Annotated in this window: 17 protein-coding genes and 2 other annotated features (1 of these 19 running past the window's edge); of the genes, 16 read left to right on the top strand and 1 reads right to left on the bottom strand. The window is 38.7% G+C overall.

Annotation, left to right across the window (positions count from 1 at the left end):
- Positions 1-9: 9 nt before the first annotated feature.
- Positions 10-207 carry a hypothetical protein gene (locus ACFX40_RS10995; protein WP_013059354.1) on the bottom strand — a complete coding sequence of 66 codons (198 nt, stop codon included), beginning with the start codon at positions 205-207 and terminating at the stop codon, positions 10-12.
- Between the two features lie 230 nt (positions 208-437).
- Positions 438-682 (top strand) — a binding site (T-box leader).
- 82 nt (positions 683-764) lie between these two features.
- Between ACFX40_RS10995 and ACFX40_RS10990 the strand changes: the two genes are divergently transcribed.
- The 16 genes from ACFX40_RS10990 (at position 765) to ACFX40_RS10915 (ending at position 16,814) form a co-directional block, all read left to right on the top strand.
- Positions 765-3,407, top strand: a complete 2,643-nt coding sequence (locus ACFX40_RS10990; protein ID WP_098331509.1) for a valine--tRNA ligase — start codon at positions 765-767, stop codon at positions 3,405-3,407.
- A 96-nt stretch (positions 3,408-3,503) separates the two neighbouring features.
- Complete coding sequence (locus ACFX40_RS10985; RefSeq protein WP_098331508.1) at positions 3,504-4,802, top strand: bifunctional folylpolyglutamate synthase/dihydrofolate synthase; 1,299 nt, start codon at positions 3,504-3,506, stop codon at positions 4,800-4,802.
- Between the two features lie 156 nt (positions 4,803-4,958).
- Positions 4,959-5,516: a DUF420 domain-containing protein gene (locus ACFX40_RS10980; protein ID WP_013059351.1), complete on the top strand. Its 558-nt coding sequence runs from the start codon at positions 4,959-4,961 to the stop codon at positions 5,514-5,516.
- Positions 5,517-5,701: 185 nt separating this feature from the next.
- The gene (locus ACFX40_RS10975) at positions 5,702-5,896 is read left to right on the top strand and encodes a hypothetical protein (protein ID WP_377254924.1); all 195 of its coding nucleotides are present in this window, start codon (positions 5,702-5,704) and stop codon (positions 5,894-5,896) included.
- Complete coding sequence (locus tag ACFX40_RS10970) at positions 5,893-6,648, top strand: prepilin peptidase (protein WP_028410562.1); 756 nt, start codon at positions 5,893-5,895, stop codon at positions 6,646-6,648. Before ACFX40_RS10975 ends, ACFX40_RS10970 begins: the two co-directional genes overlap by 4 nt.
- A 118-nt stretch (positions 6,649-6,766) precedes the next feature.
- Positions 6,767-7,840 carry an SPOR domain-containing protein gene (locus ACFX40_RS10965; protein ID WP_377254921.1) on the top strand — a complete coding sequence of 358 codons (1,074 nt, stop codon included), beginning with the start codon at positions 6,767-6,769 and terminating at the stop codon, positions 7,838-7,840.
- Positions 7,841-7,950: 110 nt separating this feature from the next.
- Positions 7,951-8,520, top strand: coding sequence for a Maf family protein (locus tag ACFX40_RS10960; protein ID WP_013059347.1), 570 nt, complete (start codon positions 7,951-7,953; stop codon positions 8,518-8,520).
- Positions 8,521-8,535: 15 nt separating this feature from the next.
- Positions 8,536-9,222, top strand: coding sequence for a RadC family protein (gene radC / locus ACFX40_RS10955; RefSeq protein ID WP_377254918.1), 687 nt, complete (start codon positions 8,536-8,538; stop codon positions 9,220-9,222).
- 229 nt (positions 9,223-9,451) lie between these two features.
- Positions 9,452-10,477: a rod shape-determining protein gene (locus ACFX40_RS10950; protein ID WP_013059345.1), complete on the top strand. Its 1,026-nt coding sequence runs from the start codon at positions 9,452-9,454 to the stop codon at positions 10,475-10,477.
- A 19-nt stretch (positions 10,478-10,496) separates the two neighbouring features.
- Positions 10,497-11,378: a rod shape-determining protein MreC gene (mreC, locus tag ACFX40_RS10945; protein WP_013059344.1), complete on the top strand. Its 882-nt coding sequence runs from the start codon at positions 10,497-10,499 to the stop codon at positions 11,376-11,378.
- Positions 11,378-11,896, top strand: coding sequence for a rod shape-determining protein MreD (mreD, locus tag ACFX40_RS10940; RefSeq protein ID WP_028410564.1), 519 nt, complete (start codon positions 11,378-11,380; stop codon positions 11,894-11,896). The genes mreC and mreD overlap by 1 nt, the downstream gene beginning before the upstream one ends.
- A gap of 116 nt (positions 11,897-12,012) precedes the next feature.
- Positions 12,013-12,696, top strand: coding sequence for a septum site-determining protein MinC (minC, locus tag ACFX40_RS10935; RefSeq protein ID WP_013059342.1), 684 nt, complete (start codon positions 12,013-12,015; stop codon positions 12,694-12,696).
- A gap of 2 nt (positions 12,697-12,698) precedes the next feature.
- Positions 12,699-13,499: a septum site-determining protein MinD gene (minD, locus tag ACFX40_RS10930; protein ID WP_013059341.1), complete on the top strand. Its 801-nt coding sequence runs from the start codon at positions 12,699-12,701 to the stop codon at positions 13,497-13,499.
- A gap of 120 nt (positions 13,500-13,619) precedes the next feature.
- Positions 13,620-14,402 (top strand): M23 family metallopeptidase, encoded by a 783-nt coding sequence (locus tag ACFX40_RS10925; protein ID WP_028410565.1) that lies wholly within the window; start codon positions 13,620-13,622, stop codon positions 14,400-14,402.
- Positions 14,395-15,261 (top strand): M50 family metallopeptidase, encoded by an 867-nt coding sequence (locus ACFX40_RS10920; RefSeq protein ID WP_050688563.1) that lies wholly within the window; start codon positions 14,395-14,397, stop codon positions 15,259-15,261. Before ACFX40_RS10925 ends, ACFX40_RS10920 begins: the two co-directional genes overlap by 8 nt.
- An 83-nt stretch (positions 15,262-15,344) precedes the next feature.
- Positions 15,345-16,814 carry an Rne/Rng family ribonuclease gene (locus ACFX40_RS10915; protein ID WP_377254915.1) on the top strand — a complete coding sequence of 490 codons (1,470 nt, stop codon included), beginning with the start codon at positions 15,345-15,347 and terminating at the stop codon, positions 16,812-16,814.
- A gap of 78 nt (positions 16,815-16,892) precedes the next feature.
- Positions 16,893-16,920, top strand: a sequence feature (ribosomal protein L21 leader region); it runs 44 nt beyond the window's last position.

Here is a 16,920-nt window from a genome sequence, read left to right as displayed (position 1 = left end):
CTTGGGTTTTTAAATCCAGTCGGAATATAAAGCAACCGCTAGTATGGCAAGCAGTGCCAACAACAGTACATCAAAGGTTGTAGGGAAAAATAGTGTACGTATACCTTGAAAAATTGTCAAAGGAACAATAAACTGTCCACAAGCCGCTCCTGCTGTTTTGAGCCACCGCTGCAGTTGATACGAATTTACATTTATTCGTTTCTTCATTTGTACATGCCCCTTTCAATCCACGTGCCCAGGTTAAAGTAAGTATATGAAAAAAGAAAGAAATGGTGCCATTTTTTTAAGTTGGCTCTTCATTTTATTTCCAAAATTAGCGAGCGAATGAAAAAATAAAGAGCAGAACAAAAAAATTATGAATATAATCATAAAAAAATGGAGAAGATTATTGACGATTCAACATTTTTTCATATAGTATAATTAAGAGAAATTCATACATAAATACAGTGAATAGGAAGAGTACGGGATGTTCGTCTTTCAGAGAGAGAAATCAGTTGCTGTGAGATTTCTTAAGAATGTGCACTCGGAATGTCGCCTATGAGTAGCTTTTTTGAACAGCTGCATAGTTCAGTAGAAAAAGCCGGTTAATCAACCGTTATGAAATGAAGTGTATAGGCTTATCAAACGGGATACGTCTATAAAAAAAGGTGGTACCGCGAAATCAACTCCTTTCGTCCTTTTATTAGGAAAGGAGTTTTTTTATGTTTATAAAAGCTTTACACAGTTTCTAAAGACTGAAACTTTATATTATGGAGGTATACATTATGTCTGAAAAAGAAGTGACTCTTCCAACGAAGTATGATCCAAAAGCCGTTGAAGAAAATCGTTATCAGTATTGGTTAGACGGGAAGTTTTTTGAAGCAACAAATGACCCTGAAAAAGAGCCATATACAATTGTAATTCCACCCCCAAACGTAACGGGTAAGCTGCATTTAGGCCACGCTTGGGATACAACGTTACAAGACATCTTAACGCGTATGAAGCGTATGCAAGGCTATGACGTTTTATGGCTTCCTGGCATGGACCATGCGGGGATTGCAACGCAGGCAAAAGTAGAAGAAAAGCTTCGCAGCGAAGGGAAAAGCCGCTACGATCTAGGCCGCGAAAATTTTGTAGCCGAAACGTGGAAATGGAAAGAAGAATATGCAAGCTTTATTCGCCAGCAGTGGTCGAAGCTAGGACTTGGCTTAGACTATTCACGCGAGCGCTTCACGCTTGATGAAGGCCTTTCTAAAGCAGTGCGCGAAGTATTCGTAACGCTTTACAAAAAAGGGTTAATCTATCGCGGAGAATATATTATTAACTGGGATCCAGCTACGAAAACAGCTCTTTCAGACATCGAGGTTATTTACAAAGATGTACAAGGTGCGTTTTATCATATGCGCTATCCGTTGGCAGATGGTTCTGGACATATCGAAATCGCAACAACTCGTCCTGAAACAATGCTAGGAGATACGGCTGTAGCTGTTCACCCTGAAGATGATCGCTATAAGCACTTAATTGGCAAAAAGGTTGTCCTTCCGATTGTAGGTCGTGAAATTCCAATCGTAGGCGATGATTATGTAGATATGGAATTCGGTTCTGGTGCGGTAAAAATTACGCCTGCTCATGACCCGAACGATTTTGAAATTGGAAACCGTCATAATTTAGAGCGTATTTTAGTGATGAATCAAGATGGTACGATGAATGACAAAGCAGGTAAATATGAAGGAATGGATCGTTTTGCTTGCCGTAAGCAAATTGTTAAAGACCTTCAAGAAGACGGTGTATTGTTCAACATTGAAGACCACATGCATTCAGTAGGTCACAGTGAACGAAGCGGCGCCGTTGTTGAACCTTATTTATCAACTCAGTGGTTTGTAAAAATGCAGCCTTTAGCAGATAAAGCAGTAGATCTTCAAAAACAAGAAGAAAAAGTAAACTTTGTGCCTGATCGTTTTGAAAAGACATACTTACACTGGATGGAAAATATTCGCGACTGGTGTATTTCGCGTCAGCTTTGGTGGGGACACCGCATTCCAGCTTGGTATCATAAAGAAACTGGAGAAGTATACGTAGATCATGAGGCTCCAGCAGATATCGAAAACTGGGAACAAGATTCAGATGTATTAGACACATGGTTCAGTTCAGCGCTATGGCCATTCTCAACAATGGGCTGGCCTGATGTGGATGCAGCTGATTTCAAACGCTACTACCCAACAAACGTGCTTGTAACGGGCTACGATATTATTTTCTTCTGGGTATCTCGCATGATTTTCCAAGGTCTTGAATTTACGGGTAAACGTCCGTTTGACGATGTACTCATTCACGGTCTTGTACGAGATGCTGAAGGTCGTAAAATGAGTAAATCACTTGGTAACGGTGTAGATCCAATGGAAGTAATCGAGAAATACGGTGCAGATTCTCTTCGCTACTTCTTATCTACAGGAAGCTCACCAGGACAAGATTTACGCTTCAGCTTTGAAAAAGTCGAAGCGACGTGGAACTTTGCAAATAAAATTTGGAATGCTTCTCGTTTTGCATTAATGAATATGGACGGCATCACATTTGAAGAGCTTGATTTATCAGGCGAAAAGTCTGTTGCTGATAAATGGATTTTAACGCGCTTAAATGAAACGATTGAGCACGTAACAAAATTAGCTGACAAATATGAATTCGGTGAAGTTGGACGTATTCTTTATAACTTTATTTGGGATGATTTCTGCGATTGGTACATTGAAATGGCTAAACTTCCTCTTTACGGAGAAGATGAAGCAGCTAAAAAGACAACTCGCTCAATTTTAGCTTATGTACTTGATAATACAATGCGACTTTTACATCCATTCATGCCGTTTATTACCGAAGAAATTTGGCAAAGCTTGCCGCATGAAGGCGAATCGATTACAGTAGCTAAATGGCCGGAAGTAAGCCCTGAGCTTTCTGATAAAGAAGCAGCTAACGATATGCGTTTACTTGTAGATATTATCCGTGCTGTTCGTAATATTCGTGCTGAAGTGAACACGCCGATGAGCAAACAAGTAAAATTATTTATCAAAGCTAAAGATGAAAATATTCAAAGCCAGCTCGAAAAGAACCGTGCGTATGTAGAACGTTTCTGTAATCCAAGTGAGCTTGTGATTTCAACAGAGGTTTCATTAGACGAAAAAGCGATGACTGCTGTTGTAACAGGCGCAGAATTAATTTTACCTCTTGAAGGTTTAATTAATATCGAAGAAGAAATCGCGCGTTTAGAAAAAGAATACGACAAGTTAAACAAAGAAGTAGAACGTGTACAAAAGAAATTAAACAACCAAGGCTTTATTGCAAAAGCGCCTGCTAAAGTAGTAGAAGAAGAGCGTGCAAAAGAGCAGGATTATGTTGAAAAACGCGAAGCTGTTCAGTCTCGTATTGCTGAATTACGCGGATAATCAATGGGTTAATGAACCAACAGAAAAAGCGTGGCTTGTATAGCGACGCTTTTTCTCTACATAATAATAGCGATGGAAAAGAAAGGTGAATAAAAGATGATAACGACATATGAAGAAGCGCTTGATTGGATTCATAACAGACTTCGCTTTGGAATCAAGCCGGGGTTAGAACGAATGGAATGGATGCTAGAGCAGCTTGATTTTCCGCAGCAAAATCTAAATGCTATTCATGTTGCTGGGACCAATGGTAAAGGTTCTACCGTTTCTTATTTGCGAAACATGTTGGAAGAAGCAGGGTATAAAGTTGGAACCTTTACTTCTCCTTATATCGAAACATTTAATGAGCGGATCAGCGTGAATGGACAGCCTATTTCAAATGAAGCAATGACCGCTCTTGTTCAGGAAATAAAGCCTGTTGTGGAGCGACTAGAACATACAAGTTTAGGATCAGCAACGGAATTTGAAGTGATTACAGTCATGGCTTTTCTTTATTTCGGCTATCATGAGTCAGTTGACTATGCTGTGTTTGAAACAGGGCTTGGAGGACGGTATGACTCAACAAACGTTGTGAATCCTATGGTGAGTATTATTACAAACATTGGATTTGATCACATGGCAATACTAGGTGATACGGTAGAAGAAATTGCATCAGAAAAAGCGGGGATTATTAAAAAAGAAGTCCCTATTATTACTGGGGCAGAGCAAGTAAAGGCGCTTGATGTCATTACTGAAGAAGCAAAGTCAAAGCAGGCTTCGTTATTTGTATTAGGAAAAGATTTTGACATTAAAAACTATGAGCCCTTAGCAAACGGGGAAGGCTTTGCGTTAAACACGCCGTATGGCATATTTGAAGACTTGAAATTAAATATGCTTGGCTATCATCAAGTGAAAAATGCAGCTTTGGCTCTCATGGCCGTTTGTTATTTAAAAGAAAAGAAAAAGCTTTCTATCTCCAATGAGCAAATGATAAAAGGGATTCAGCATACAAAGTGGAACGGCCGCTTTGAGATAGTAAATGAGCATCCTTTAACGATTATTGATGGGGCTCATAATGCAGAAGGCATTGATAGCTTGTTATCTACTTTACGCCTTCATTATGAAGATCGAAACATTCATTTAGTTTTCAGCTGCTTAAATGATAAAAGCGCTGATCGAATGGTCCAAGAACTTGAAACAATCGCTGCAAGTATTACATTTACGTCGTTTGACTTTCCTCGTGCTCGCGCAGCTGGGGAGCTTTATGAGATGAGTACTCATCATAATAAGCATATGGATGAGGAGTGGAAAGAAGCAATTGCTTACGTAAAGAAAAAGGCAACAGGGGAACAAGACATGGTCGTAATTACAGGGTCTCTGTATTTTATATCAGAAGTGCGGGCTTTTCTTCTAAAATGAGCAAAAGCAGCAAATGACATCTTGCTGCTTTTAACATAATGTGAGGAAGGGATACGGATAATAAGGAAGCACTAAGTTCAAAGTATTGTCACTTTCACCCCCTAGGTAAGTGATATATAATAAACATGTACATCACTAAATAAGGAGATTGTTAACATGAGTAAGAATAATGAAAAAATTGTACCGAAAAGTAATAAAAACTTTACCGGTATTATTCTTACCTTTTCAGTGATAGCGAATGTTATTATTTTACTGCTATTCTTTTCGAATATTGGCTATCAAGGAAAAGTAAGTTTTGATTTGACTATCTTTCCACGGTTAAATGCTATTTTGAATAGTTTTACATTTATTTTTTTAGTTGCAGCGTTGATTTCAATTTTCAGGAAAAATATCAATGCTCATAAAGGTTTTATTTTAGCAGCATTCACTTCCACACTGCTCTTTTTAGTTTCATATTTAACGTTCCACTACATTTCCACAGAAACAGCTACGTTCGGTGGAGAAGGAATCGTTCGTCCCATTTACTTCTTCATTTTGATCACACACAGTTTCCTAGCAGCGATTATTGTTCCGCTGGCACTGTTTGCACTTGTGTGGGGCTGGACAATGCAAGTTGAAAAACATAAAAAAATTGTGCGATGGACAATGCCAATCTGGCTTTATGTAAGTCTTACAGGTGTAATTGTCTACTTATTTATGGCTCCTTACTATTAAAAGACGTCTGCTTTTGCAGACGTTTTTTTATGCTGTTTTTGTTTTTTAGTGGTATAATCCATATTACCTATAAAAAGTGTGTTTTAAGGAAGGAGGCATACAGAATATGACTTTTATGGGTATTGTGATTCAGTTTATTAATAAAGGAGCTGTTTGATACTAATCAATAAAGGAGAGATATTGAAATGGATAAACTGTCAACGAGGAATAAAGGAATTTCTCTAATGAAAGTGATCATAATGGTTATCATAATAGGTCTTCTAGCAGCTTTTCTCATTCCGTTTATTGGCAGCTATTTAGAGGAAAAAGATACATTCCTTCACTCAAAAGAACATCTGCAATTAGTAAACAAGACGCCTGATATGGAAGAAATAGTATGAGTTTAATTTATCTCTATGCATTTGTTTCAGGCATCACGTTAGGTTCATTTTATAACGTAGCAGGCCTTAGAATTCCTCAGAAAAAATCTATTTTGTCTCCAAGATCTCATTGTCCACACTGTTTATACGTTCTTTCTCCACAACAATTAATTCCCATAGTCTCCTACATCAAAAATGCAGGAAAATGTAGTATGTGTCGCAAAAAAATCTCCTTCATCTACCCATTCATAGAATTTTCGACAGGAAGTTTATTTGTATATGCTGTTTTTAGATTGAATACGACGTTAGAACTGATTGTCATATTAACCTTTGTTTCTTTTTTAACAATTATAGTTGTCTCAGATATAGCCTATATGATTGTCCCAAATAAAGTGCTGCTATTCTTTTTGCCTATCTTTCTTCTTGAGCGTCTTTTCATTCCATTAACTTCGTGGAGTGATTCTTTAATGGGAGGAGGAACCGCATTTTTTCTCCTTTTTCTAATCGCATTTCTCAGCAGAGGAGGGCTTGGAGAAGGAGACATTAAATTGTATGGTCTGATTGGTATTGTGCTTGGAGTAAAGCTTGTTTTGCTATCGCTTTTTTTAGCTATATTAATAGGCGGAACCGTTAGTATAGGAGCGTTATTAATGAAAAAGGCAAAGGTAGGTGTACCAATTCCCTTCGTTCCTTTTATTTTTATAGGGACAATCGCTGCTTATTTTCATGGAAACGAATTGATAGATTGGTATGTTAGCAACTATTTTTATTGAGCTTCAAGTCTTCGACAAATTTAAAATTTCTGTAACTAAATAGCGAAAACCTTTTGTAACAAGACGACAAATGTCTTGTTATTTTTTTTTTCTTCTATGATAGCATGGAAAAAAGTGTATGTTTTATGTCGGTTTACCTCAGCTTGCAACCGGTACTAAGACTACGTTAACTAAAGGCGGTGGGGCAGTGGACAAGCAGGAACGAAAGATTTCAATTAAAATCAACGGTCAATCCAAGGAAGAACAAGCACAAGAAAAAGACGAATTTACGTGGGTTCTTCCGGAACCGTCATCCAAAGATTCTCATGTGGAAGAAAATAAAGTGGTGTTTATTGAAGATGTAAGAAATGAAAAAAAGAAAAAGCCGCGATTACATCCTAAAAATGTTTCGATTAAAACGGTAAACGGGGGTGTGATCAAACGAACAGCTGTGATTGTACTGCTAGCAGTCGGAATAGGCAGCGGCATCGGTATGGTCGGTGTGAAAATGATGACAGGAAGTGAACAGCCTGTAAGCAAAGCACAAACAAGTGAGCAAACGAAAGAAGAAAAAGCTGCTCAAACAGCGTCTACCACTGAAAGTGTTGGTAAAGCTGAAAAGAAAAGCGAACAGGAATCGAAGGGGACGTCAGCTGCTGCTTCTACTTTAGAACCTTTTTCCTTTTACATTGTACAAGCAGGTGCCTTTTCATCAAAAACTGCTGCGAACAAAGCAATGGATAAATGGAAAGAAGAGAACCAAGCAGGCGAGATCTTTTCACCTAAAACCTATTCTCTTGTCGTTGGTGCTGCCACTGGAGAAGAAAAAGCGGAGGCGCTTAGTAAAACGTATAAACAACAAGGTAAAGATGTATATGTAAAGTCTTATGAAATTAAGCCCACTAGCGAATTAGGGAAAAAAGATCAAACGGTTATAACAACAGCGCAGCCGTTTATGGCTAATCTTTTAGATCAATCTGTTAAAGCGATTGAAGGAGAGCGGGTAGCGGATATCAAATCTCTGAAAAAAGAGCTGACAAAAGTTCAGAAAGAAGCGTCAAATGAAGACATTAAAACCATGGTGAGCACCCTTCAAAAAGCTGCGGCTTTTCTTTCTTCATATGAAGACAATAAAAGCAGTAAAGATGCTTGGCTTGCTCAGCGATACGTGTTAAAAGCTCTTCAGCAGTATGAAAGCCTTGTAACGTCTTAACGAGTGAGGTAGTGTAATGCTGCCTCACTTGTTTATTGTCATTTGGAGATGAAATTGCTAAAATAACGGTGTGTCCTTCTTTTTTAAATCAAAATGCAAAGGTGAGATGTATGAAACAAACATTAATTTTAGCCTCAGGCTCCCCTCGTCGAAAAGAATTACTTCAGCAGCTTCACATTCCCTTTACCGTTCACGTTAGTACAATTGAAGAAATCGTCAATCCATCATACACTCCGTCCGAGGTAGTAATGGATTTAGCTAGGCAAAAAGCAGTGGACGTCGCTTCGCATCATAAAGAGGACATTGTCCTAGGTGCCGATACAGTTGTGGTATATGGCAATCGTATTTTAGGAAAACCAAAAACGAAACAAGAAGCGATTGAAACACTTACGATGCTGTCAGGTCAAAAACACCAGGTATTAACTGGAGTAGCGTTCGTATCAAATGCAAAAGTTCATACGTTCTATGAACAAACAGATGTAGAGTTTTGGCCGATTGAACAAGATGAAATCGTACAGTACGTAGAGTCAGGAGAGCCTATGGATAAGGCTGGTTCTTATGGAATTCAAGGTCTCGGTGCTGCGCTAGTTAAAAAAATCGAAGGAGACTATTTCTCCGTGGTGGGCTTGCCGCTCTCCCGAACAATACGTGAGCTAAAACAATACGGTTTCGTCTACTAAAAAGGAGTGGCGAAATTGGATCAATCATTGTTAATTAAAGATTTCCCTCAAGATGAAAGACCTCGAGAGCGCCTTGTGTCAATGGGTGCTTCTAGTCTTTCTAACCACGAGCTTATTGCTATTTTACTGCGCACTGGAACCAAAGATGAATCTGTTCTTCAGCTGTCCAACCGCATATTAACGCATTTTGAAGGTCTTCAACTGTTGCAGTATGCATCGCTTGATGAAATGATGAATATTAAAGGTATCGGACCTGCAAAAGCGATTCAAATTATAGCGGCTATTGAAATAGGTAAGAGGATTGTACAGCGGAAATCTAGTCAGCGATATACCATTCATGGCCCTGAAGACGGAGCTAATTATGTGATGGAAGAAATGCGCGTGCTGTCTCAAGAGCATTTCGTCTGTTTATACCTCAACACGAAAAATCAAGTTCTCCACAAGCAAACCATTTTTATCGGAAGCCTCAATTCATCGATTGTCCATCCAAGGGAAGTATTTAAAGAAGCCTTTCGCCGTTCAGCTGCATCCCTTATTTGTATTCATAATCATCCCTCCGGAGACCCTACTCCCAGCAGAGAAGATATAGAGGTAACGAAGCGCTTAAAAGAGTGCGGATTTATCATAGGAATTGAATTGTTAGATCATTTAATTATCGGAGATCGAAAATATATTAGTTTAAAAGAAAAAGGATACATGTAAGGCTATGCTTTTTAAAATCCTTGGGTTATAATAGTAGTCATGATTTTAAATGACAAGTTCTTTACAATCATTCGTTATTAATAGACAAAGTATGACTTTTTATCATACAATATTTGGCGTTGACATCTATGAAAAAAGTATAGAAAATAAAAAATGTTACTTATGAAATGAAGAAATTGAATTATGGAATTTTTACCTTTGCATTTTGGTAAGAGAAAGGAAGAGACACATGTTTGGAATCGGTACTAGAGACCTTGGAATAGATTTGGGTACTGCAAATACGCTCGTTTATGTAAAAGGAAAAGGAATTGTTGTGCGTGAGCCGTCTGTTGTGGCTTTGCAAACTGATACAAAACAAATCGTTGCGGTAGGTAACGATGCAAAAAATATGATTGGTCGTACACCTGGGAACGTAGTAGCCCTTCGTCCGATGAAAGATGGAGTTATTGCAGATTACGAAACAACTGCGACGATGATGAAATATTACATCAATCAAGCTCAAAAAACAAAAAGTTTGTTTGCGGGTAAGCCGTATGTAATGGTTTGTGTACCTTCTGGCATTACAGCTGTTGAGAAACGTGCCGTTATTGATGCGACTCGTCAGGCTGGCGCGCGTGATGCGTATACAATTGAAGAACCGTTTGCTGCAGCAATCGGCGCCAATCTACCGGTTTGGGAGCCAACGGGAAGTATGGTAGTAGATATTGGTGGAGGAACAACAGAAGTTGCGATTATTTCTTTAGGAGGAATCGTAACATGTCAGTCAATCCGTATTGCTGGGGACGAGATGGATGAAGCGATTATTCAATATATTCGCAAGAATTACAATTTAATGATCGGTGAGCGTACGTCAGAAGCATTAAAAGTAGAAGTCGGTTCTGCCGGAATTCCAGAAGGTATTGAAAACATGGAAATTCGCGGACGTGACTTACTAACAGGTCTACCGAAAACAATCGAAATTTCAGCAGAAGAAATTGCAGAAGCGCTAAAAGACACAGTGGCTTCTATTGTAGATTCAGTAAAAAGTACATTAGAAAAAACACCACCTGAACTTGCGGCAGATATTATGGATCGCGGTATTGTATTAACAGGCGGTGGCGCATTGCTACGTAATTTAGATAAAGTTATTAGTGAAGAAACAAATATGCCGGTTGTCATCGCAGAAGATCCGCTTGACTGTGTTGCAATTGGAACTGGTAAAGCGTTAGAACACATTGATTTATTTAAAAATCGTACAAGCGATTCATATCGCTAAATATTAAGAGGTGTAGATCGTGCCACAATTTTTCTTAAATAAACGTTTAGTTATTTTATTAGTCAGTATTATTGTATTAGTGGCATTGATTGGTTTTTCGTTAAATGGTCGTAAAAATGTAACGTGGCCTGAACAGTTTGTCAAAGATACGGTTGGTCTTGTTCAGGCTACCTTTAATGAACCCGCACAATTTGTAGCGGGTTTCTTTCAGAATGTAGGTGACTTAAAGCGTACATACGAAGAAAACGAGGTATTAAAAGCTCGTTTAGACGAACGCATGCAATTAGAAACGAAAGCCAACGCTTTGCAGCAAGAAAATAAAAAATTAAGAGCACAGCTCGACAAAAAAACGGATTTAAGTCAATACAACCCAATCGAAGCAACAGTTATTGCTCGTAATCCAGACCGTTGGCATGAGGTAATTGCCATTGATAAAGGGACGGTTCATAATGTGCAGGAAAATATGGCTGTTATGACTCCTGAAGGGCTGATTGGTAAAGTGAAGCATGCATCTAAGTTCACATCTACTGTGCAGTTAATTAGTTCATCAGATCGTACAAACCGTGTATCTGCTAAAATTCAGGCTAAAAAAGAAGTGTTTGGTTTAATTGAAGGCTATGATGATAAAGAACAGGCGCTTGTTATGCGTCGTATTCCATTTGATGCTGATATTAAAGAAAAGCAAAAAGTAGTAACGTCTGGTCTAGGACAAGAAGACGGCATTTTCCCTAGCAATCTTCCAATTGGCGTTATCACAAAAATTGAGCCTGATGAATATGGATTAACGAAAAAAGCTTATATCAAACCTGCTGCTGACTTGTATGACCTAGATAACGTAGTTGTAGCTAAAAGAAGTGCGCCCGCTGCTGAAGACGATTTAGGGGCGGAGGAGGCTAACTGATGAAGCGGTTTGTCCTTCCTATTCTCGTGCTTGTCGTTTTTATGTTTGAAAGTATCTTTGTTAATTTTATCGCCATGGCATCACCATGGCGAGACTGGATTCTATCGCCTCACTTTGTTGTAGTGGTACTGGCTTTTATGTCAGTGTATTATCACCCAAAGCAAGCGATGCTATATGGGGTAATCCTTGGATTCATGTACGATATTGCCTTTACGGATGTCTTAGGAGTATACGCGCTTGGATTGCCGGCCGTATGCTATATCGTATCAAAACTAATGAAGATTTTTCAGCAAAATACGCTTATCGTAATCTGCATGTCGCTATTAGCTGTAGCCATTATTGAGTTTTATGTATATGGAATTAATAGCATTATTAATATATCTGATATGACCATTGGTCGCTTCTTGCAAGAGCGATTTTACGCAACCATCATTTTAAATGCCATATTTGCACTCATTTTTGCATTTCCGCTTCAAAGGTGTTTTCAATATTTCGCTAAATTTATCGATGAACGCTGATCGGAACATATATTACGCTTCTCGTTCATGATAGGATAAAAATGCTGATTGAAGAAACGAAAAAAAGGAATTGAGTAAGTCTCTGTCGAAATTATATATTCGTTGAGGTGAGCGTCTTGAATAAACAAAAGCAACAAAATGTGACAATTAAAGGAACAAAAGATGGATTAACGTTGCATCTCAATGATACATGTTCATTTGCAGAGCTTTTGACGGAACTTAAGACGAAGCTTTTGACAAATAAGCATGGCGATGCCGATCAGATCGTCACAGTGTATGTCAAAATCGGAAATCGTTATTTAACTACAGAGCAGGAAACCGAATTGAAGGCGCTCATAGAAGAAAATCAGTATTTAGTAGTTAAACAAATTGATAGTAACGTTATTTTAAAGCAAGATGCAGTCCGAGTAAGAGAAGAAAGTGAATTAGTATCTGTTACAAAGGTAGTTCGTTCAGGACAGGTTCTCCATGTAGAAGGCGATTTGCTTCTAGTCGGAGACGTAAATCCCGGAGGAACCGTTGTAGCTGGAGGAAATTTATTTGTACTAGGTGCTTTAAAAGGGATTGCTCATGCAGGATATCGTGGCAATAAAAACGCCGTTATTGCTGCATCGTTAATGAAACCTTCACAGCTGCGCATTGCTGATATCATTACCCGATCAGAAGAAGAGCGCAGTGAGAAGGAAGAGAATATAATGGAATGTGCATACTTAGATGATAATGATCAAATGGTGATAGATCGCGTGCAAACTTTACCGCATCTAAGACCGAATTTGACCAGGGTAGAAAGGAGAATTTGACAGTGGGAGAGGCTATTGTTGTTACGTCTGGTAAAGGTGGAGTTGGAAAAACAACGACATCAGCCAATTTAGGTACTGCTCTAGCATTAGCTGGAAAGCGCGTGTGTCTAGTAGACACTGATATCGGCTTACGCAACTTGGATGTTGTAATGGGGCTTGAAAATCGTATTATTTATGATCTTGTAGACGTGGTAGAAGGTCGATGCCAACCGCAAAAAGCCTTGATTAAGGACAAGCGTTTTGAATGTTTGTACTTACTTCCTGCTGCTCAAACGAGTGACAAAACAGCTGTTCAACCAGAACAAATGCGAGAGTTAGTTCTTCAGTTAAAGCAAGACTATGACTATGTAGTTATTGATTGCCCAGCTGGTATTGAACAAGGCTATAAGAATGCCGTAGCTGGCGCTGATAAGGCACTCGTTGTGACAACACCGGAAGTTTCAGCTGTTCGTGATGCTGACCGTATTATTGGATTATTGGAGCAAGAGGATATCGAGTCTCCAAAACTGGTTATTAACCGAATCCGTAGTCATATGATGAAAAATGGAGACATGCTGGACGTGGAAGAAATTTCTCAGCTTCTGGCTGTTGATTTAATTGGAATCGTTGCTGACGATGAAAATGTTATTCGTGCTTCTAACAACGGTGAACCAATTGTCATGGACCCATCAAGCAAAGCATCAATTGCATATCGTAATATTGCAAGACGTATTCTAGGTGAAACGGTTCCTCTTCAATCACTAGATGAAGAAGATAAGGGAATGTTTGCACGTATTAAACGATTCTTTGGTGTTCGTTCTTAAAAAGCTTCCGATAGAGGAAGCTTTTTTTATTTGTGTGATTTTGTAGAGTCAAGCTGTCATAAGCTCCACGGACAAGTCATATAGTTGATTATACGATAAGAACAAGGAGAATGATGAATCATGAATCGACGTGCTGATGAAATCCGTAAACGAATTGCTGAGCGTAAGCGAAAACAATTAAATACAACGAAGCGTCTTCCTCAAGAACCTCTTCATACGTCCTTAATGAGTGAAGAAGAAAAGTATGGATCGATGGATTATTCTACGGTTGAATACACACCATCAGCAAAGGAATATCACCCGTTATTTCGAAAAGAACGCTTTTTATTTAAAATTTTAGCTTCAGCCTGCTTAGTGTTAATTGTAGGGATTATGTTCAAGAACGCTTCTCCTACTTTTGAACAGGCCAGAGTGGTGGTTCAACAAACAATGGATAAAGAATTTCAGTTTGCAGCTGTTTCCTCCTGGTACGAAGATAAGTTTGGGAAGCCGTTAACGCTATTGCCGAATAAAGAGTCTAGCAAAACGGAGCAAAGTGTAAGCGGAGAATATGCTACTCCAGCTTCAGGGAAAGTAACGGAAACATTTGCTCAAAGTAAGCAAGGTGTGACGGTTCAAACAGGAGTGGATTCTGTTGTAGAAGCAATGAGTGAAGGTATTGTAAGGTATGTAGGAAAACGTGATGATACTGGGAATACGGTTATTATTCAACATGCGGATGGAACCGAAACTTGGTATGGACAGCTCAAAAAAATCAATGTTAGTATGTATGATTTTGTGAATAAAGGCAAAGAAGTAGGAATTGTGGAAAACAGTAAAAAAGGCGATGCTGGAACATTCTATTTTGCTATTAAAAAAGGCGATAAGTTTGTGGATCCTAGTCAGGTGATTCAATTTGAATAGTGCTTTTTCGTTATTGATGAAAATTCACATTCATCCATTGTTTTGGGGGATTTTCGTAATTGGTATCTTAACGGCTACGGTAAAGCAGCTTTTTTTGTTATTTATTATTGTAATTATTCATGAACTGGGCCACGCCGTAGCGGCTCAGTGTTTTTCTTGGCGGATTCGCAGAATTATGCTCTTACCTTTTGGGGGAGTAGCAGAAGTAGATGAACATGGGAATCGTCCATTTCGAGAAGAGTTTATTGTGACAATAAGTGGACCTCTTCAGCATCTCTGGATGTTTGGAGCTGCTTTCTTATTAATGAAAATAAATGTATTGTCTTTGGAAACGTATGAGCAATTTATGTTTCAATGCACGGTGATTTTACTGTTTAATCTTTTGCCCATTTGGCCATTGGACGGAGGGAAGCTGCTTTTTTTAATTTGCAGTCGGTCTTTACCATTTTTAGAAGCGCATAAGCTTGCGCTCCGGTTATCAACGTTTTTTTTAGCTGTCGGTATTATTTACGCCGTTATTATGCATCCTTTTCAGCTGCACTTATGGATTGTTATTTCATTTTTAATTATATCCGGATATTTAGAATGGAAGAGCAGGCAATTTGTCTACATGCGCTTTTTGTTGGAGAGATATCATGGCAAAGAGCATCCAATTGGAGCTTTAAAAACACTAAGTGTATCAACCAGTGAGACGCTCCATCAAGTTCTGCAAAAATTCCAAAGAGGTTGTAAGCATATGATTATTGCTACATCTCAAACAGGCGAGCATGTACAAATTGATGAAAATGAACTTTTACACGCTTACTTTGTAGAAAAAAGAACAAATAGCCAACTAGACGAACTTGTAACAGTTTACTGATTTCTAGTAACATAGAATAGAATGAAAAAAGTTCGGTTGCACTGACCGAACTTTTTCCTGTGAATTTAGATTAAAGTGAGGCAATGTATGTGAAGGCATGTATTATTAACGCGGCTACTTCTTCAAAACGTATAGCCGTGATAAACGATAAAGCACTAGAAAAAATCTATTTACAAGAACAAAGCGAGAATCAAATTATTGGTGATATATATTGGGGTAAAGTAGTAAAAGTACTGCCGAATATGCAAGCAGCCTTTATCGATATCGGTTTATCAATGAACGGATTTATTCATCGAAATGAACTTGTATCCTATCAGCAGTCAGAGAATCCTCACAAAGATCAGCAGCCGATGTCTGCTTTTATTCGTGAAGGAGAAAAAGTATTGGTTCAAGTTGTAAAAGAAGGCATTGGGACAAAAGGGCCGAAGCTGACGGGTATCATTGAATTTTCTTCTGATGAGCTTGTATATTTACCGCACGGAAACTATGTCGCTGTATCCAAAAAAATAGCGAAGCCACAACGACAACAGTGGAAACAGCTTGGTGAGCGGTTAAAACAAGGGATGGAGGGCTTTTTATTTCGAACAGCGATTGCAGAAAAATCAGAAGCCGCGGTCCAACATAAAATAAAAGAGCTACAGAAAAAATATGAGCGCCTTGAACGACAGACACAGGGAATGAAAGCTCCTGCCCTAGTCAGCAAAGGACAAGATTTTCTCGAAACAAGAGTGCAAGCTGCACTTCAACAAGGAATTGATGGGATAGTAGTAGATGACTTCGACCTATATCAGCATCTTCAAACTACCTACCCTAACTCATCAATAGAGTACTATAAAGGAAATGAAAATATTTTCTCTTTTTACGATGTGGAACGGCAAATAGAGAAGCTTTTAAAGCGAATCGTGTGGCTCAAAAGCGGAGGCTATATCGTTATTGACGAAACGGAAGCGATGACGGTCGTGGACGTGAACACGGGGAAGTTTTCAGGAAAAGATAATATTCGAAAGACAATGCTTCAAACAAATATGGAAGCTGCGTATGAACTGTCCAAACAGATGCAATTACGTCACTTAGGCGGCATGATCTTAATTGATTTTATAAATATGCCTCATAAAGAAGATCGGACAGAAGTAGAAAGGTACATGAAAAAGCTATGTGAACAAGATGAAGTGCGGACGAATGTAGTTGGCTTTACAGAGCTCGGCATATTGCAATTAACGCGGAAGAAAGTGCGTAATAGTATTGGATCAACACTAACTATGCCTTGTGAAGTATGTGAAGGAACCGGTAAAATGATTGATTCCAAAACGGCTGCTTTTCAAATTGAACGTGTAATTTGGGAACATCGCGGCGCGGAAGAAGAGGCTATTTGGATTGAGACGCGAAGTGATGTTATAAATGAAATGAAGGCTCAAGGATTTCTCAACGCTTTAGAAAAAATGGTAAAAAAAACCGTATATCTTACGCCAAGCGATGATTATACAAACCCATTTGTTTTGCGTCAATTGGGGTCGAATGAGCAGATCCAAAAAAGGGTCTCTGCTTCTATATAAAATTTTAGAAGAAAACATGAATTCCAATTGACACTAACCTTTGATTTGTAGTAAGATTTAATATGTTGGTTTGTAGCACCCGTGCTACAACCGCTCAGAACAGGTT

Source organism: Priestia sp. YIM B13552, assembly GCF_042787775.1.
In the GTDB taxonomy this organism is placed as follows: Bacteria; Bacillota; Bacilli; order Bacillales; family Bacillaceae_H; genus Priestia; species Priestia megaterium_E.
This window is presented reverse-complemented; position numbering and strand designations above follow the sequence as displayed.